We start from the raw sequence: 18,720 nt of genomic DNA, 5'->3' as shown, positions 1-18,720 counted from the left end.
TGATTTATTATCATCAATTTCTGGAATAAAAATGATTATATAATTAATATGTCGATACGTAAGACACAAAAAATAAGAATTATTAGCTAATAAAAATCAAAATTTACGAGGTAAAAATTATGAAAACAAATAATCGCAAAATTGGATATGCTTCTAACATTGCTAATAATTATATTGACAATAAACAAGCAATCTACTGCTTAAGCACTGAACTGGAAGCCCAAATCAAGTTTGAGAACGGACAACCAACCGGCGAAATTATCGCCTACAAATCTTGGTTCTCTCAAAAGGGACTACCACCTTTTCAAGTGAAATTTGAATCTGAGGTGGCGCTTCCAACTTATATGGCAATGGTTGAATTTAATAATTTAGAAGCCTGCGAAGTTGGCTATAATGTCTATTTCCGTGCAACTGACATTAAGGAGGTTAAATAATGACCAATAAAGAACTAGCTCAGTACCTACTCCAGAGTCTCAACATGGGACTTGGAGCCCTTATGCAAGGAGAAACTAGCTATACGAATAGCTTTGACATTAAAATCATGCCTAATGGCTTTCTGTTTATTCCTCGCTTACCAGCTAGTTATATCATTGATGACGATTTGTATCAAAAAATCTTTCTTATTGCCAATGCTTCACTATATCCACGATATACGTTACTCAAACAAAACTCTGCCTATTTCATGGCACTTGACACAGATGATATTCATGTTCAACGCGGTCTCTTCTTTCCTTGGAAAAAAGGTGTCTCTGAGCGTCTTGTTATTTCGGATTTAGATGATTTTTCAAAAATACAGAAAAAAGGTAAGCTTCCGATTATGAAAAACCTCACTTTAGATTTTAATAAAGTGACGTCACTAGCTATCGCTGGTAACAGTGGATCTGGGAAATCCTATTCCCTTACTTATTTTTTGAGTTTATTGAAAAATTTTTCAGAACTCATTATCGTTGACCCCAAGTTCGATACCCCGTCTCGATGGGCACGTGAAAATTCAATTTCTGTCATTCATCCACAAAAGAACCGTTCAAAGTCAGATTTTGTATCTGAAATTAATGAAAATCTTAGCAATTGCCTAAATCTCATCCAGCAACGGCAAAAAATTCTCTACGATAATCCAGACCATGTTTTCGACCATTTGACTATCGTCATTGATGAAGTGCTAGCACTCTCTGAAGGGGTCAATAAGACAATCAAGGATTCTTTTTTCTCACTATTATCTCAGATTGCTCTACTCGGTCGTGCTACTAAAGTCCATCTTCTTTTAGTAAGCCAGCGCTTTGACCACAATACAATCCCTGTCTCTGTCCGTGAACAATTAAATGTTCTTATCCAAATCGGAAACATCAATAAGAAGACTACACAGTTTCTCTTTCCTGATTTAGACCCTGAAGGGATTGTCATTCCCGTTGGTAAGGGGACGGGACTTATCCAAATCATTGACAATGAGCACCCTTACCAAGTACTCCCACTTCTTTGTCCAACTTACTATACTAAGAAAGGCATCCTATAATGAGAAAGAGTTTTTTTCAAAAGTCCTATAATATTGTTAGAAACTTACTGTTTTTGGGAACGATTAGCTTTACTTTTAGCCTGATTATCTACTTGGTAACTAAACTTATTGACAATATAAACATTCCAGAGTTATATAATCAAATCATTATTGTACAAAGTAAGCTAACTATCTGTGAACATATTACTAAAAATATTACAGGTCTCTCTATATTGATAGCATCTTTATTTATTATGTTAGAATTAGCTTTTCGTTTTACAAATGATTCTATTTTAAATTACTTTAAATCCGTCTATCAAACAATTCGCTTGCGACAATTTCTCAAGCAAGATGAAAACTCAAAATCAGTTATTTCGATTGACAATCAAACAACTATAACAAAATACAATCCTATTTTAAAAAAATTTAATCGAACAATATCAAAAAGTACTGTAGATGTCCGTAAAGAAGCTGTAAAAGTTTGTATTAAATATCCCAAAACTCAACAAGCTCAAAAACTCCTTCGAGATATGGAAACTCATATTAGAGAAGAGATTGCTAGTCGCAATCCTAATTATTACTTTTCTTCATCAAACCGAGCTGGAAATAAACTCTGGTTCATTGGAACAAGGCGATAAAAGAACAGGCAGTGCTTGGCTCACAAAGTGAAAGCCAGAAGCACTGCTCTTTCAATCTATCTAATTTAATCATGTCATGGGGTTACTACGACCCCCATGATACCAATAATCAGTAATCACGATTTTTGAAAAAAACTACCAAAATCACCTAAAAATTCTCCTGATAGATAAACCAATAGAAACGAGGTAACTGCCTATGGCAAAAGAAAAACGCTCCAACAAGTGGGCTTTCTTACTCTACCAAGAAAGTGCTCCTGAAAATTATTTAGATATTCTTGAAGAAATGCACATTCCCTTTGTCCTCAGTCCTTGGCATGACAAAGATGTTAATAAAGAGACTGGCGAATTCAAAAAAGCTCACAAACATGGTGCTCTCTACTTTGATTCTCTTAAAAGTTACTCCCAAGTTTCGGAATTAGTAACCACTCACTTAAACACCCCAGCACATGTGGAAGTGATTATGTCTCCTAAAGGTATGTATGACTATTTCACTCACGCTGAAAACCCTGAAAAAACTCTCTATGATATCAATGATATTGAATCAGGTTGTGGCTTTGATTTAGACAAATTTCTAATCACTAATAACTCAGATGATTTTTTGACATTGGTAATTGATACAATCGAAGAGCACAACTTCTTGGAATTTAACAGCTTAGTTCATTATGCACGGACAGAAAACCCAAAATTACTGAGCTTAATTATGGATAAGACTTACTTTTTCGCTAAGTATCTAGATTCAAGAAGGTATGATAAAAATAACAAGGAGAAAAAGCATGCAAGTCATTCTGCCAGATGAACAGATTCATCAAATTCAGCTTTTGATTGCTGATTTAATCAAACGAGAAATTGAAAATCGACTAGATAATAGCAATATCGGAAGTCCATTTTTGAACAAACAACAAGCCTGTGACTATCTAGGAATTTCCAATAACACACTTGATTCTTGGATAAAAAAAGGATTACCAGTTATCCGTATTGGAAAAACTGTTCGATTCGATAAAACTGAACTCAATCACTGGTTACAAAATCAGTAGCATTATAACCGTGGTTTGATATAATTAAGCCACGGTATTTTTCTAGCTCAATTCAGGAAAAGGAGAATACTATGTCAATTACAAAAACTAAAAATGGAACTTATCGCTTACGTATCTATATCCCAGAAGAAGTCAAATCATCATTGGGAATTGATAAAAAAGTGATTGAAAAACGTTTCAAACTAAGGAGTGAGGCTAAAAAATACGAACTTGAATTACAAAACAGGATTGATAAAATTTTAAGCGGAGATTCAACCTCATTGGAAACAAATAGTTCAATCCTCTTTTCCGATTTTTATCACAATATTTGGTGGGAATCTTACAAAGCAGGTCAAACAACATCTACCACAAAACCACCGTCACAAGCTACTATTGACGGTACAGAAATTGTCTTTAGAAAACATATCCTACCCTTGCTTGGAAATTATTCTATTGATTTTCTCAATCAAAATAAACAAGTTGTTTTGAACCTATTGACCCAAAAAGCAGAAGAATATGCCAACTTCAAAGTCATCAGAAGTTATGTTAACTCTATTTTTGATTGGGCTGAGGAATTAGAATATATCGAAACCAATCGTCTCTCTAAAACCATTAGCCGTATTAAGGCAACTAAAAAAATCAAACTACAAGAGGCTAAAAATGATGAAGATTTGTATCTGTCACAATCAGAACTACAAGCATGGTTCACAGCTTTTGAAGAAGATTTAGAAAATGACAAACTTCTATTCAAAGATTATGTGTTATTCTATACAACTTTTTTCTTAGGAGATAGAAAATCTGAAAGCTACGCCTTACAATGGAAGCACATTAACCTAGAGAAACAAGAAATTCAGTTAGTGAAAGCCTTGGATAAGTATAAAAATCCAAAATCAACTAAGGGTAATAAAAAGACGACTTTCCATATTCCTACTGAGCTAGCTGATTTACTCCGTGCTTGGAAAAAGCAACAAAAATTGGAATTAGCAAAATTCAATATTATTCAATCTGATGAACAGTATGTCTTTACTTATATTGACACAAAAGGAAACGTTAATAGTCCCTTACATGCTGATTATCTTAATAATAAGATGAAGTCAGTCGAACGCCGTCATAAGGAACTAATACACGCTACACCTCATAAATTACGTCATACGGGGGCAACTCTTGCCAAACAATCTGGCACATCACTAGAAGCCATTTCAGAGGCTTTAACGCATAGCGACACTCTTACAACTAAGACCTATGTCAATACTTCAAATGTCATACCAATGGCTGTTGGTGAAATCGCCTACCGTAACCTTAAAAAGTAATGGTGTGAATTTGGTGTGAAAAGTGGTGTGAATTTTGCTAAAAAATCAGCAAAAAACACCCCATGGTGTGAACCATGAAGTGTTTGTAATTGCTGTATTGTAGCTGATTCTTAACGTTTTGAGAATTGGCTAGCTTTACGAGCTTTCTTAAGACCTGGTTGGTGGAATTTATATCTCTTTAAATACTAAAAGCCTTTATTACTGCACTTTTATCACTATGTACTTTTCACTTTATGTTATATAATTTTAAATAATTTCATTTAAATAAGGTAAATTTCGCAACACTTCCAAAAAATAAAATACTGAGCTAGGGGTTATCTTATTAGACAAGGTGCTTTTTACTTCGATTAAATGAATAAATAAAAGAATATAAAATTGCCCAAAACAAAGAAAAAAGCCTTCAAATTATGTTCGAAGACCTTTAACTATACCGGCGGCCGTCAAAATTGAATTAAAATTAGCAAAATAGAAAAACAAGAACCGTGATTTATCAGGGCTTTGTCACTTACTTAATAGTATTGAAATTTTAAAGGTTGACCAAATGGGTGACCAAAATTTTTCCACCTTCAATTATTTCCACCTTCAATTATAGGATAAGTACAATTTGAGTATATTTATACCCGTGGGATTAGTTCCTCTAAAGTAACTAATCCCACGTTTTTTTATTAAACTTGCTATACTTCATTGGAGTTCTAAGACTAGCAGACTTTAAAACTTAAAGTCATTATTACACTCCATCCAGCAAATTTACCAAATCTTGGGTTTCTTTGATAAACTGATTTCGACCATAATTTTCTTGCGATAAAAACCATTCAATCATGGCTATTAATCCGGCTATTCTAATATGAGTCGTAAATTCCCTTGAATTGCCAACTTGTTCAGTAAAAAAAGAATCATTCTGATAAAAGAACTCTTTTAAAACTTTTTTAATAGAGCGAATAGCAAAAGGATAATTAGTTTCATTGAATAACCGCTTAAAGAAAGCGAGGTTGTCTTGCAAATAATCATACATCTGTCCTAACTGTTGCCTTAGTTGAACTTGACTTGATAAAGCTGTACCATTAGTCTCGATAATCGGTAATAAGCTTAATAAATAGTCATCCAAAAGAGCATACTTATCCTCAAAATGCAGATAAAAAGTAGAACGGTTGATATCAGCTAATTGGCTAATCTCATTAATCGTAATTTCAATAAAATCCTTCTCTAAAAATAGAGTGACAAAAGACGTATAAATAGCCTTTTGGGTTCTCTTAAAACGACGGTCTTGCTTCGTCATAACTTAAAACACTTTCTAGTCAATATGAGATATGTGTTGATTATACAACAAATATCGTTTTTTGCCCATTGTTTTCCTGTTAACGATTCGATAAACTATTAACTAACCATAAAGAAAGGACGGATAAACTTATGGGTAAACGTATTATTTTTATGGGAGTTCCTGCCTTTGGGCACACAAACCCAACACTTCTTCTTGTTAAAGAATTGATCAATAACGGACATCAAGTGCGTTATTACAGCGTCTCCAATTTTCGAAAAACTCTAGAACATATTGGAGCAGAAGTTATTTGTTACAATGATAAGCTTGATTATTTCACAGTTGAACACGTCAATCAACCAGTTCATAATCAAAAAAACCACTTAACCAGCTTATTATCTTTGATTTCAGAAGCTATGGATGACGTCATAAACACTTATTTGGAAGACGTTCGTAACTATCAACCCGATGTCATTGTAGGGGATTCACTTGCTTTCTGGGCACCCGTAATAGCTAAGCGCTTGGAAATTCCTTACGTAACATCAAATACTCACTTTGCTTTTAATGAACACACCCCTAGTATGATGAATAGCTCAGTCAATTTCAAGACTCTTCTAGAATTACCTGAACTGTTAAGAAATTATGAGAAAATCAAAAAATCAGGCTATCCTACCAAAAAACTAACTGATCTCGCTTTTACTAGAGGTGATTGCCCAGTTATTGTTACCACTTCTAAAAATTTTCAACCTGCTGGAAATACATTTGGACAAAATGTTCATTTTGTTGGTCCAATTATTCGAGAAAGCCAGACTGTTCTAGAAAAAGGGAATCGCCCTCTCATTTATATTTCATTAGGAACAGTTAATAATCAAGCAGAAAAATTCTATCAACAGTGCTTCAAAGCTTTAGCCAATAAAAATGTCACTGTCATTTTATCGGTTGGAAATAAAACAGACATTGAAACCTTGGGTTATATTCCAGATAATTTCCAAGTGGTTCATCAAGTTGATCAAATTGCCGTTCTTAAAATAGCCGACGTTTTTTTGACCCATTGTGGTTTGAACAGTACCAGTGAAGCCCTTTATTATCAAGTTCCCCTGTTACTTTTCCCTCAAACTGATGAACAAAGTATAGTAGCGGATCAAGTATTACAATTAGGTGCGGGGGTAAAACTTGATAATATTGAATCCGATACTATCGCACAAGGTATAAACAGATTACTAACAGAATCAACTTACAAAGAGCAAACGATTAAAATCTCTCAGGACTTTAAAGCTAGTGGTGGAGTGGCAAAAGCAATGGAAATTATTTTGGATAATTGTCGCTAGATTAAATAATAAAAAATATCAAAATAGGCTTATCAGCAAGAGTGGTTATCCTTTGGAGCCAAATCAAGCTGATAGGTCTATTTTGATGAGGTCAACTAAGAAGATGGGGTTATCTTCTAATAGCGTGTTTCTTAGGGACAAAACGCTTCAACTAGGTCGCTATGCTTTTATCTCATTTTAAAAATTGAACAGCAGCACCCAATATCATGCGAGCATCATAACGGATTGGTTTGACTGGAGCCACTTCACGTCTGCTTCCTGTTAACTGGTAGACTGCCATACGACTGGCACGGACTGAGTATTCTTCTGTAAAGACCACATCTTCAGGCACTTCACAGAATTGTCCTGTAAAGCCAAGGTTAGTTGAACCAGCAGGAACGACATCAGGACGATCCCCTAAAGAACGCGGTAGAAATTGAGCATCAATGTAAGGCATGGCTACTGGGATAGCTGCAACAACTTCATCACGACATTTTTGACGTGTTTCTTCATCCATAGGTAGGCTTAAAAGAATTTCATCCAAAATTTCCATACCAGTACAGTCGAATTCAGACTTGCCATAATGTTCCCCTTTGGCATAAGAATTAAAGGCACACATCCAAACAAAATCATAGTCTTCGGGTTGGTTTTTAAAGAATCCAGGAACCTGAAGTCGTAACTCCATTACCCAAGGCGATTTAACAAAGGTACTAGTAAGCCCTTCTCCTGTCTTATTATGAGTATATTTCTCTAGCCACTCTGTAAAGGTATGTCCTTTAAAGGTACAGTTAAAACTCATCCAAGCTGACTTATCTGGGTGCGAGAAGAATTTATCTGGATTACCAAGTCCCGCTTTTTTCTTAGAAATATTTTTCCAAAGGGTTGCACTGACCGGGTAGGAAGTATCAAGAGTAGCAGGAGTATCTTTACTACCAAATGTAGCATTGTCAGTCATACAGCCAAGAGTTGTGATCACGTTATCGTTTTCTCGAATAGGAATATAGCCTTCTTGACCATCTGATACAGTTTTCAAACCAGTAACAGTGATACCATCCCCCTCAGCAAAATCCATATCAATAACAGAAGTGTTGTAGATGAAGTCAACACCAGCTTCCTCAAGGACTGCCATAACAGGTTCAATCAGAGTCTCGTATTGGCTGTTAGGTGTCAAGGATACTCCTTCACAAGTAATGAGTTTGAGGATCAAATGCCAGAAACGCAGGGTATAACGGCGGAACTCCATAACAGAAGACCAAGGTTGGAAGGCAAAAGTTGCCTCATAGGCATACCAGAAGATGGTGTCAAAGAAAGCTTCATCAAACCAGTCTTCAATGGTGATATCGTCTAAATCAACTTCTGTAGATTTCCATAGGTTAATCAGTTGCATTAGGTGCGCCTTATTCAAACCATAGCTTGATGTATCCATAATTTCACCATTTTCATCAAAGAAACGAGCCTTTGCAATGCTTTTATGAATTTCTGAATGTTCGAAAATTTCGTCGGTTACAGACATCCCCTCCTTAACAAGAGAGGGAATGCTACTATAAATATCCCAAAAATTCTCATAGGTTTGGCGGTTGAGCATCCGTTCACCACGCATAATCCATCCATCCTCAGGATTTCCTTTCGCATCATTGGAACCACCCATAATTGGCAATGTTTCAATGATATGAATATTTTTTCCATCAAAACCACAGTCACGAAGGAGATAAGCTGCACCAGTTAAACTACCTATACCACCACCGATAAAGTAAAATTGTCCATCATCTGTTCTCTTATAATTTCCTAGCATAATGTTTACATCCTTTCTTATTTCCGGTTTCCTTTTAATTGGAAATTGCCTTTTTTCGTTTTTACGGTTGCTACAAGCGCATTCTCTTCGACTGTTCCTGAGCAATCATAGGTGATGTTCCCTAGAGCTGATTTCAAAGAACCCGAGAAGGAGAAGTTGTCACCCGAAACTGTTCCATTTTCAAGTGCTGTCCCCTTGCCACCAACTGTGATATTCCCTGTCAAAACATCATTAGTGGCTTCCAAGTGAAGCTCACCCTTCTTGGCTCCCATAGGAGTTTTCAATATTACATTATAGTTGCCATCAATCATTTTGTCTGGCTCCTTTCTTTTGATGGTTTTAGTATACCCCTACTTGATGGCAAAAAAAAAGATACAAAGTAGCTGCTTGTGTAAGATGTCTTACATAGGTAGCTACTTTGTATAGTATTTTATTCTTTTTTAGAAAAATTTTTTTATTAAAATTGATTGGCACTTGATTCAAGGGCATTTTTGATACTGCCTTGGATAGTTACTTCTAATAAGTTAATCATCTCTTCAGGACTTTTTCTATCAGTTTTTTTCAGCCATTCAATCAAGGTACCAGCAAAAGCGATGGTATAAAAATCTCTAATAAAATCAACATACTCTTCCTTAATATCTGGGATATCTAGCCGCAAATAATCAATAAATGCCTGCATAATTTGACTAATACTTGAATGAAAAAGTCTATATAATTCATCTCGTCCAATCGTCTGATAGACAGACAAACACATTTGTCGATGATCATCCAGATAGTTTAAAACTAGTAAAATTCCCTCATCCCAAGTAAATAAATCCTTACTTTTTTTGAGAAGTTCAACCAATTCATCTTCAAACATCCAGACCATGAGACTATAGATATCTTCAAAGTGGTAATAGAAAGTTGGTCTAGCGACTTCTGCATAGTCAATAATTTCCTTGACTGTTATATTATCAAACTGCTTACTATCCAAGAAATGTTTGAGCCCTTGAGCAAGTCTCCGTTTGGTATTTAAAGAAATTTGTTCATTTTTCATGTTTAGAATTCCCATCCTGTACAATATTTGATGAAAGCTCATCCTCATCTTAACATATTCAAACCATTTTTTCATTACTTGTATGCCAAAGTTGATCTATCTCTACGTAAACTTATTGGAAAATCTAACTGCTTTTAAATAGTTTAAGAAAGAGTTTGTAACTCAAAATTTAGACTCCTCTTCTCCTTCCTAAGAAATGGTCAGCTGCGTACCACATGGCAAGGGCAGACGTCGCATTCAAGATTTCGAAGATAACAAGCCCTGTTGTACCATATAGTCCATTTTGGAAGAGGGTGAGACCCACAAACATGACCAAATGATTGACAATTGCAATAAGGATAATCGTTGCAAAAGCTTTCCACGTAAATTTACCTTCTCCTTTGCCAAATCCAACATAGAAAGCCCAAAATGATGCTGGCAAGAAGATGACAACAGCTGTAAGTGTTCCTGCCGTGTACCCTGTCCCTGTTACAATTGGAATAAGGTGAGATATGGCATTAATAAATAGTTCTCCGAACATTCCCATCCCCATCAGAGGATACTTGCGTGCCATTTTTGCAGCAATGGGCGAAGCAAACCAAAACATAGAAATGTTAACTGCCATATAAAAAATAAGTGGTGGGGCAAATCCAACCATCGCTTCCATCGTATCTGGGAAGGGAAAGAAGTTACCAAACATATCCACCCCATATTCTTCTACATTGTGGAAAAGATAGCAGAAAGTACCTAACCAGGCCAGCCAAGCTGTGTCACGCCAACGTGATTTTGAAAAATCTTGGCGGAAGAAATCAGTGCACAGAAGTAAAATCAAAATAGAAAGTGCAAAGCCAAGCCCTGTCCAAGGCCATACTTGATAAATCCAATTAGTTGATGACATAAATTTTCTCCTCGTAAAATAAGTTTATGGGGATTTTTCAATCCCAAGTGTTAACAATTTTTTATAACTTGACTATTGCAAGGTTTTCCAGAACAATAGAGTCATGGAATGGACTCATGGTTGTTTCTTTTTCTCCTTGTTGCTTAGACTTCATTTTTAAGTCTGTTACCCAAGCGTTGTTCCTACTTCCAACACACTAGCTGTTTCCACTACGCTCACTTCTGTGCGTAGTAGCGTACAGGCGGCAGGTGAGCTAGTGATTAGAATTCTCTTAGGCGAGGCTGTTGGTTCAACGTGTTTCTGGGGAACCTTACAGTAGTCAAGAAACTTTCCAAATACAAATGAAAGGAGACCTTCCAAATGAAATGTTTTGTCGGTTTAGACGTTAGCTCTACCAAATTAGATGTCTGTATCATGCTTAGTGATACAACAACTCCCTTTGTATCTTCTCTTCCTAATAACTTAATCGGTGCTCAAGCAATCAAGAACCAAATTCTTGAACTCAATGACACCTATTCATTTGAACGTATCGTCATTGGCATGGAAGCCACTAGCCTCTATAGTTTTCATCCTGCTATGTTCTTTCATGAAGATAGTAACTTAAAAGCTTTAAACGTTGAAGTCATGGTGGAACAACCCAATAAGATTAAGAAATATCGAGATGCCTTTGAAGAAAGTAAAAATGATACCATTGATGCCTTCTACATAGCCGATTATTTCCGTATTGAGCGATTTTCACCTGCTTTTCTCAAAGAAGAAAAGTATATGGCTCTCCAACACCTAACGAGAACAAGGCTTCAACTCATTGAACAGTTGACAAGAACAAAACAACACTTTATCGAAAATATTTATTATAAGTGCAATACCTTATCAACTGAAATCAAGAATGAGAATCTAACGACCTCTCTTTGGTCTAGCGCTATCATTTCCCTAATGACCGAAGACTATACTCTAGACGAATTAGCGACTGTTCCTCTCAAAGACCTAGCGGACTTTATCCAAAAATTAGGGAGAGGACGATTCAAAGCTCCTGAAAAGCTAGCTAAAGCTATTCAAGCAGCTATCAATGGCTCTTATCGTCTCTCTAAACTCCAACAAGATTCCGTCAATGTTGTTCTCGGGCTATTAGCTCGAGAAATCAGAAATCTGGAACAAATGATTAAAGATATTGATAAAGCTATTGAAGACATGGTAGAAGTCATCCCTGAATACCAGTGCTTAACTTCTGTTCCTGGTGTTGGTAAAGTTTACGCTGCAGGGATTATCGCTGAGATTGGGCAGATTGAACGCTTTAAAGACCATCCTCAAGTCGCTAAATATGCGGGATTGAATTGGAAACAGAATCAATCTGGGAACGCTAATTCTCAAAATACTGACCTTGTCAAACGTGGCAATCGCTATCTCCGTTATTACTTAGTTGAAGCCGCCAACTCTGTCAGACGACATGATAGCGAGTATCAAGCCTTTTACAAGAAGAAGTATCAAGAAGTTCCTAAACATCAACACAAACGAGCCATCGTCTTAACCGCTAGAAAATTTGTGCGTCTGGTGGATGCGCTACTACGTAACCGCCAACTCTATACGCCACCAAGGAGGCCTATGGAAGATAAGTGATTATCGGCACAAGTCCTTGGTTAAGCTAGTGAAAAAAGCGTTTTTTGCTAGGTATTTTTAGTGCACCCTTTTTTCTAGAAAATCAACTAAAAATTAATCAACTTTCTATTGACTTTTTACCACTAGACTTTAAATTATTGTGATTTTTTTGTGTGAGTCGAGTTTCTCGATATGAAAACTAGTTAATACCAGCAGCAGCAAAATTTTTCGTAAAAGATTTGTCGCCTGAAATCTTGACTTTACGGAAAAGTAATAACTTCCAAAATTTTTCTTCGCCAATTTTTACCTTATAAAAATCAGGGAATCCTACACGAATAGACATGGTAGGATTTGGAACTGCTGTCCGTTCTAAAGGTAAGAGCTTTCCATTTTCCACACGAATAACGAAAACCCCATCCTCACTTGGTCGAAAATCAAATTGCAATGTTCCACAAAGCTCTTCTGCTAGTCCATCTTCTTTGGTTTTAGCATCCTTCCAGTACTCCTGAAAGAAATTTTCAGCGCTAGGAATAGATTCTTTTGTCATAATAACCTCCTTATGATAAAATTTAATGACACGACTAGCTGTCGTAAGATTATATTATATAAGGATTTTTTGGAAAATCAATGGACAATTTTCTGAAAATGTTGTGCCTTTTACCTAAAATCCAACACGAAACACAATCGAACTAGGGAGACAACTCAGAATGGCTAATCCGAAAATGAATAAATTTGAAATTAAATCACAGCAGACCAAAAAAGACTTAATTGATGCTTTTTGGGATTTAATGATAGAAAGGGATTTTGATAAAATCCGTATTAAGCAAATAACAGACAAGGCCGGCGTCTACCGCTCAACCTTTTACCTACATTTTTTAGATTTGTATGATCTTTTAGAACAAGAAGAAAATAGACTGGTAGCTAAATGGCAAAAGGTTTCCGAAGAAATGGAAAAAACTATTGATTCACTTGATCTTTTAATAGCTATCGCAAAATTTTATGAAGAAAATGCCTTACAAGTTTTTTTGCTTATAAGGGAGAAACGGTCTAGCATGTACGAAATCAAGATGAAAAATCTAATTAAAGAACGGCTAAAAGAACTTTATGATGTAGAAGAAAATCAAGAAGTAATATATATTTTCGAATTCTACATATCGGCTATTCTGCAAACCTTAAGCTACTGGTATCAAAATGATTCAGATAAAGATATTTTTGAAGTCGTGACATTGATGTTCAAATTAATGGAAAATGGGATATCAGGTATGTGGGACAGAAGGTGACGTGTAGCCTTGATTGGATTTGAGATGAAAAACATCAAAAAAGTTGAACAATTAATTTAGTTAAGGGGTTTGGACAAGTCAAGAAAAAGTGTACACAAAGTTAAGGTAATTAGAAACTATTTTCTTCAAATTTCATAGGTAATTGATATCCTAAAGTAGGATGGAGACGTTTAGGATTATAATAGGTTTCAATATATTTGAAAATTTCAAGCTAAGCTTGATCAATAGCTTGATGAACTAGAGGGAGTTCTTCTTGAAAATACTCACGCAATGTTTTTGCAGGTTAGCCGAAAACTTTTCAGTCGCTTTCTACTTTACATCCAAGCAAAGAAAATTGAACTATCTAGAAAGTAATCAAAGTTACTTTCTAGATAGTTCAGCTTATTTATCATACTTTGACATGTTGTTTAACTCTTCAATGAGATACCGCTCTATTTTTTTGAAAGAAGTATTATTAATTTTCGATTCTTTTTGCTTACCCAGGTAAAGGTTGAAATTTAACTGAAAGGAATTATTTAGTTCAACTAAATTTATATCTTGAAAGTTTCCTAAATCCACCAATAGTCCTATTGAGTTTTTCCTTTCAATCAAGTTTTTAAAGCTGCCTACATCACTAACTTCTGCTAAAATATTTGGAATAAACTTTGAATCATTAACATATTTCCAGAAAACTTCATTGTGTACAAAATGTTCATTAAATATAACAAACTCTTCGTTACTACAGTTTATCAGGCTAATTGTATGTGAATTAGAAAATTCATGTTTTTTTGATACTGCTAGTTTAAATGGTAAAGAGGCTAGTTTCATTAAATCAAGGTGATCACTATAAAGCTCTTTACATGACGCAAATAGTGCAATATCCAATTCATTAGATGCTATTTTACTCGTTATCTCTTTTGAGCCATCCTCAATTAAACTTACCTCATTTTGAAGAATGTTTTCAATATTTGTAAGATGATCAGTAAGAGCATAGAAACGTGATAAGTTTGCTGATATACCAAATTTAATTCGCTTACTCTTTAAAGATTTTAAAGCAGCTTTCCCCATATCTAATTGTTGTATTGCATTTTCTGAATAGTTTCTAAAAATTTCTCCCTCTCTTGTTAAAGAAATTTCTGAGTGTGATTGGTCTCTAATAATAAGTGAAGCCTTTAGACTTTCTTCAAGTGATTTAATAGCATAACTAACAGTTGGTTGACTAACATTAAATTTATCTGCTACTTTTGAGTACGTTTTTAAAGTACATAAAGCATTAAAGTATTCCAATTGACGAAGTTTCATTTCATCACCTCATATAGAAGATTTTTATAGGGAGTGCTCTGTTTGACTATGTTATATTCTTTTTTCTATAATGTCAATCATAAAGTAACTTCTATAAATCAATATAATGTAATGTGGTAGTTCACTATTTTGATTTAATCAAATTGATCAAGTATTTTTTCAAAAATCTCAATGAGGGATGCTTGTTTCTCTTTGGGAAGTTGCTTTATTTTCATTTCAAATCGTCTAAAAGTAAGGTCAGATAGTGGTTCAGAGTTAAAATTAAAAAATTCCTCTACCGTTAAATCTAAAGCAGTAATAACTTTTTCAAGAGTTTGAATACTTATGTTAATATTTTGATTTTCAATTTGATTAATGTATTTTAAGCCTAAACCAGCTTTTTCTGACAATTCTTCCTGACTGAGTTGCTTATTTTTTCTATAGCACTTAACTTTTTTAGCAATGTATCGCTGTAAATAATTATCTTTTACCATAACTATAGGATACAGGTTTTGTAACAAAGTTTTAACCTTTTATATAATACTTTGTATTATATAAAATACCCAAAAGTGCTATAATCTACTGTGTATAGTAACCCTATACCGTCTATCTATAAAAATAAAAGGAGTGTCGTCTATGGAAAATATTATTGTCTCAATTTTCCGTATTGAAAGTGAAGCTTTTCAAGCATTTTCAGAGCTAAAACAATTTGGTCAAACTGAAAAAACAAAATTAGCTCAGGTTTCAATTGTAAAGTCTGAAAATGGAATTATTAAGGTTAAGGATAGCTTTGATTTAACAGATTCTTTAGGGAGTGATTATTTCAAAGGTGGAGTGATTGGCGGCTTAGTTGGTATTTTAGGCGGTCCACTTGGTATCCTACTTGGTTTTACCGCAGGAGGGACTATCGGTGCTTCTATTGGTGCAGATAAAGAGCTAGCTAATTCAACCTTAATCACAACTGTTAGCGAAAATCTTATTAATGGTGAAGTGGCAATTATTGCGCTTGTTCAAGAAAGTGATGAATCTGTCTTAAATGCTATTTTTGAAAAGTATCAGGTTCACATTGCTAGGTGGGATGTCGCTACTGTTGCAGCGGAAATAGAGTCAGCCCTAGAAATTCAACAAGATCTAGCACATCAAGCTAAAGCACGCTTAATTGCTGACAAAAAAGAAGCTCGTCGTGAAAAGTTTGATAAGTTAAAATCTGATATTAGAGAAAAATTTCAAAGTTAAGATAATCTTCTATTTCTTAATTTCAATTTGCATTTTTAATAAAATAAAAGGAGAATTCATATGACTAACACAAATATTCCTCAACCAACTCGTGAAAAAGATAATAAAGGGTGGTTAGACTTTGGACCTCGTAACATTGAACGTGATCGTGAAAATCCGGATATTCTAGTTCCTCCTGCTACAGACCATGGAACCTTATCGAATATGCGCTTTAGTTACTCTGATGCCCACAATCGTATGGAAGAAGGGGGTTGGGCTCGTGAAGTAACAATCCGTGAATTACCAATTTCAGATGAACTTGCTGGTGTCAATATGGCTTTAGCACCTGGGGCTTACCGAGAAATGCACTGGCATAAAGAAGCCGAATGGGGACTAATGCTTTATGGTAACGCACGGGTAACAGGTATTGATGAACATGGTCAAACCTTTATTGATGATGTTAAAACTGGTGATTTGTGGAATTTTGAATCAGGAGTAGCTCATTCTATTCAAGCTTTAGATGAAGGATGTGAGTTTCTACTTGTCTTTAATGACGCAAATTTCTCAGAAAATCAGACACTCCTCCTAAGCGATTGGCTCGCACATACACCAGAAGAAGTTATTCAAGCTAACTTCAAGCAAAGTGAAGAAATTCTTGCACCTCTTCCTAAAAAGGAAAAATACATCTTTAACGGAACACTACCTCAATCCATTGAAGAAGAAAAACGTCCTAACTCAAAAGGAGATACCGTTCACCCACTAACCTTCCACTTGGACGATATTGATCCTATTGAAACGGAAGCTGGTCGTGTTTGGATTATTGATCAGTCTGTCTTTCCAGCGGCTAAAAGCATTGCAGGTGCGATTGTTGAAGTTGAACCAGGTGGTATGCGTGAACTTCACTGGCACCCTAAATCATCAGAATGGCAATACTACATTTCTGGTCAGGCAAGAATGGGAGTTTTTAATTCTAATGGTTTAGCTCGTACATTTGATTTTAAAGCTGGTGATGTTGGTTATGTGCCAAATGTCGCTGGTCACTATGTTCAAAATACAGGAACAGAAAAACTCGTTTTTGTTGAGGTCTTTCCAAATCCTGATTATTCGGATATTTCCCTTAACAAATGGCTGGCATCTGTACCTACAAAGACAGTTGCAGAACACTTAAATCTATCAGAAGACATTGTAGAACGTTTCCCACAAGAAGCTCAACCCGTTGTCTGGTTTGACCCTGAAAAGATTCAGTTTAATAAATCTGAAAAAAAGCCTTTTTAATGACTAATTCTGAAAAGAAAACAAAGGCCTTTGATTTTTTAGTCATTGGTGGAGGTATTACGGGATTAACTGTTTCAAGTAATTTAGCGATTGAAGGGAAGAAAGTTGCCCTAATCGAATCTAGGGATTGGGGTGGAACAAGTATTAACCGTGGTGCAACGGCAAAAAAGGCTATCTTAGCGTTAAGTGAATTACATCATAAAATTGAAGCATTTCACGGAAAAGGCTTTGATAGCATTCCTGATATTAACTGGGAAGATATGATTAGCCATCGTGATTGGTTAGTTGAAGATCAGCGAGCTAGAGCAAAAGAACGGGCTATTTCTTCTGGTGTTTATACCTTTGAAGGACAAGCAAGATTTCTAGATGATCACCATGTTATCGTTGATGGACAGGTTCTTTCAGCCGATACGATTGTAATCGCAACAGGTTCTAAACCTCGAGAGTTAACGTTTGAAGGAGCTCAATTTGTAGATGATAGCGGTAACTTGTTACGACAACATAGGAAACCTAAAGAGATTGCTATTATTGGGGCTGGTGTTATTGCTCTCTCTCTCATTTCAAGCTTTACCGAAGCTGGTGTCAAGGTTCATGTTATTCAGCACAACAAGGGCGTTCTTAGGGGCTTTGATAGAGAGCTTGTTGATACCTTAGTCACACGATTACAATCAAAAGGGGCTGAATTTCATTTAAATGCAGAACCAATAAGGGTTTGTAAAGAAGATAATGGATTTTACTCCGTATTACTATCAACTGGCACATCCTTAATTGTTAATGGTATTTATGATGCTGCTGGACGTGTTCCTTATATTCAACAGCTAGATTTAGAGAAGGCAGGCATTAGTTATAATTCCAAAGGTATTAAAGTCAATGACTATTTGCAAACTTCTAAAAAATGGATTTATGCTTTAGGAGATTGCTGCGATACTCCTGTTCCTAAATTAACAAGCTATGGAGATTATCAGGCGAAATACCTAGCAAACTTACTATTCGGTCATCGAAATGACAAAATTTCGTACCCTAAAGCTCCTGCTGTAACTGTTTTTAGTATCCCTAAGTTAGGTCAGGTTGGTATACCTGTTAGTCAGGCAAAAACTTCACCTAACCACTATAACATTAAAGATATTGATATGAGCCATTGGCAAAATTATAGGCGTGTTAGAGATGATCTAGCACAGTTAAAACTTGTCATTGATACTTCAAATCAACAAGTTGTTGGTGCGGAAATCTTAAGTGATACTGCGGATATTCTGATAAATTATTTAGCCTTGCTCATTAACTTGGGAGCTAGTATGCAAGATGTCCAAAATATCATCTTTGCTTACCCTTCAATAGCGACTGATTTGTATGGTATTTGGACGTAACAATAAAAGAGGAATT

At 35.4% G+C, this 18,720-nt stretch carries 20 protein-coding genes; 12 read left to right on the top strand and 8 right to left on the bottom strand.

The genetic code is table 11. The annotated features are described in order from the left end of the window. Window positions 1-119: 119 nt before the first annotated feature. The 6 genes from BTR42_RS01880 (at window position 120) to BTR42_RS01855 (ending at window position 4,450) form a co-directional block, all read left to right on the top strand. Window positions 120-434, top strand: coding sequence for a hypothetical protein (locus BTR42_RS01880; protein ID WP_077496170.1), 315 nt, complete (start codon window positions 120-122; stop codon window positions 432-434). Beyond that, window positions 434-1,510 carry an ATP-binding protein gene (locus BTR42_RS01875; protein WP_077496168.1) on the top strand — a complete coding sequence of 359 codons (1,077 nt, stop codon included), beginning with the start codon at window positions 434-436 and terminating at the stop codon, window positions 1,508-1,510. The genes BTR42_RS01880 and BTR42_RS01875 overlap by 1 nt, the downstream gene beginning before the upstream one ends. Beyond that, window positions 1,510-2,127, top strand: a complete 618-nt coding sequence (locus tag BTR42_RS01870; protein ID WP_077496166.1) for a hypothetical protein — start codon at window positions 1,510-1,512, stop codon at window positions 2,125-2,127. The genes BTR42_RS01875 and BTR42_RS01870 overlap by 1 nt, the downstream gene beginning before the upstream one ends. 196 nt (window positions 2,128-2,323) lie before the next feature. Next, window positions 2,324-2,923, top strand: a complete 600-nt coding sequence (locus tag BTR42_RS01865) for a replication protein (RefSeq protein ID WP_077496164.1) — start codon at window positions 2,324-2,326, stop codon at window positions 2,921-2,923. Then, the gene (locus tag BTR42_RS01860) at window positions 2,901-3,161 is read left to right on the top strand and encodes a helix-turn-helix domain-containing protein (protein WP_077496162.1); all 261 of its coding nucleotides are present in this window, start codon (window positions 2,901-2,903) and stop codon (window positions 3,159-3,161) included. The genes BTR42_RS01865 and BTR42_RS01860 overlap by 23 nt, the downstream gene beginning before the upstream one ends. 71 nt (window positions 3,162-3,232) lie before the next feature. Then, entirely contained in the window at window positions 3,233-4,450 is a 1,218-nt protein-coding gene (locus tag BTR42_RS01855; RefSeq protein WP_077496161.1) for a tyrosine-type recombinase/integrase, read from the top strand. Window positions 4,451-5,177: 727 nt separating this feature from the next. Here the strand turns inward: BTR42_RS01855 and BTR42_RS01850 are convergent. After that, window positions 5,178-5,726 (bottom strand): TetR/AcrR family transcriptional regulator, encoded by a 549-nt coding sequence (locus tag BTR42_RS01850; RefSeq protein ID WP_077496159.1) that lies wholly within the window; start codon window positions 5,724-5,726, stop codon window positions 5,178-5,180. Between the two features lie 131 nt (window positions 5,727-5,857). On the opposite strand from BTR42_RS01850, the gene BTR42_RS01845 reads away from it, so the two are divergent. Next, window positions 5,858-7,033, top strand: coding sequence for a macrolide family glycosyltransferase (locus BTR42_RS01845; protein ID WP_077496157.1), 1,176 nt, complete (start codon window positions 5,858-5,860; stop codon window positions 7,031-7,033). A 172-nt stretch (window positions 7,034-7,205) separates the two neighbouring features. Here BTR42_RS01845 and BTR42_RS01840 read toward each other — a convergent pair whose 3' ends face one another. From BTR42_RS01840 to BTR42_RS01825, 4 genes are all read right to left on the bottom strand, one after another. Further along, entirely contained in the window at window positions 7,206-8,804 is a 1,599-nt protein-coding gene (locus BTR42_RS01840) for an oleate hydratase (RefSeq protein WP_077496155.1), read from the bottom strand. A gap of 17 nt (window positions 8,805-8,821) precedes the next feature. Continuing rightward, window positions 8,822-9,115 carry a hypothetical protein gene (locus BTR42_RS01835; RefSeq protein WP_077496153.1) on the bottom strand — a complete coding sequence of 98 codons (294 nt, stop codon included), beginning with the start codon at window positions 9,113-9,115 and terminating at the stop codon, window positions 8,822-8,824. A gap of 146 nt (window positions 9,116-9,261) precedes the next feature. After that, the gene (locus BTR42_RS01830) at window positions 9,262-9,840 is read right to left on the bottom strand and encodes a TetR/AcrR family transcriptional regulator C-terminal domain-containing protein (protein ID WP_077496151.1); all 579 of its coding nucleotides are present in this window, start codon (window positions 9,838-9,840) and stop codon (window positions 9,262-9,264) included. Between the two features lie 169 nt (window positions 9,841-10,009). Continuing rightward, window positions 10,010-10,717 carry an HXXEE domain-containing protein gene (locus tag BTR42_RS01825; protein ID WP_077496149.1) on the bottom strand — a complete coding sequence of 236 codons (708 nt, stop codon included), beginning with the start codon at window positions 10,715-10,717 and terminating at the stop codon, window positions 10,010-10,012. A gap of 360 nt (window positions 10,718-11,077) precedes the next feature. Between BTR42_RS01825 and BTR42_RS01815 the strand changes: the two genes are divergently transcribed. Further along, window positions 11,078-12,331: an IS110 family RNA-guided transposase gene (locus BTR42_RS01815; protein WP_077496147.1), complete on the top strand. Its 1,254-nt coding sequence runs from the start codon at window positions 11,078-11,080 to the stop codon at window positions 12,329-12,331. Window positions 12,332-12,509: 178 nt separating this feature from the next. Here the strand turns inward: BTR42_RS01815 and BTR42_RS01810 are convergent, their stop codons facing one another. After that, on the bottom strand, window positions 12,510-12,857 hold the full coding sequence (locus BTR42_RS01810; RefSeq protein WP_077496145.1) for an SCP2 sterol-binding domain-containing protein: 348 nt from the start codon (window positions 12,855-12,857) through the stop codon (window positions 12,510-12,512). A gap of 160 nt (window positions 12,858-13,017) precedes the next feature. Between BTR42_RS01810 and BTR42_RS01805 the strand changes: the two genes are divergently transcribed. Continuing rightward, a complete protein-coding gene (locus BTR42_RS01805) occupies window positions 13,018-13,590 on the top strand; it encodes a TetR/AcrR family transcriptional regulator (RefSeq protein WP_077496143.1) in 573 nt (190 codons plus the stop codon). Between the two features lie 381 nt (window positions 13,591-13,971). Here BTR42_RS01805 and BTR42_RS01800 read toward each other — a convergent pair whose 3' ends face one another. Then, entirely contained in the window at window positions 13,972-14,871 is a 900-nt protein-coding gene (locus BTR42_RS01800) for a LysR family transcriptional regulator (protein ID WP_077496141.1), read from the bottom strand. Window positions 14,872-15,005: 134 nt separating this feature from the next. After that, a complete protein-coding gene (locus tag BTR42_RS01795) occupies window positions 15,006-15,344 on the bottom strand; it encodes a helix-turn-helix domain-containing protein (protein ID WP_167367603.1) in 339 nt (112 codons plus the stop codon). A 142-nt stretch (window positions 15,345-15,486) separates the two neighbouring features. Here BTR42_RS01795 and BTR42_RS01790 point away from each other — a divergent pair, with 142 nt between their 5' ends. From BTR42_RS01790 to BTR42_RS01780, 3 genes are read left to right on the top strand one after another with little or no spacing between them, the layout of a single operon-like run. Then, a complete protein-coding gene (locus tag BTR42_RS01790; RefSeq protein WP_077496138.1) occupies window positions 15,487-16,086 on the top strand; it encodes a DUF1269 domain-containing protein in 600 nt (199 codons plus the stop codon). Between the two features lie 60 nt (window positions 16,087-16,146). Continuing rightward, a complete protein-coding gene (locus tag BTR42_RS01785) occupies window positions 16,147-17,340 on the top strand; it encodes an oxalate decarboxylase family bicupin (protein ID WP_077496136.1) in 1,194 nt (397 codons plus the stop codon). After that, window positions 17,340-18,704, top strand: coding sequence for a dihydrolipoyl dehydrogenase family protein (locus BTR42_RS01780; RefSeq protein WP_077496134.1), 1,365 nt, complete (start codon window positions 17,340-17,342; stop codon window positions 18,702-18,704). Before BTR42_RS01785 ends, BTR42_RS01780 begins: the two co-directional genes overlap by 1 nt. Window positions 18,705-18,720 lie beyond the last annotated feature (16 nt).

The sequence above is a fragment of the Streptococcus gallolyticus subsp. gallolyticus DSM 16831 genome, assembly GCF_002000985.1.
Taxonomy (GTDB): Bacteria; Bacillota; Bacilli; order Lactobacillales; family Streptococcaceae; genus Streptococcus; species Streptococcus gallolyticus.
Note: the sequence above shows the minus strand (reverse complement) of the source record. Positions and strands in the feature narration are given on the sequence as shown.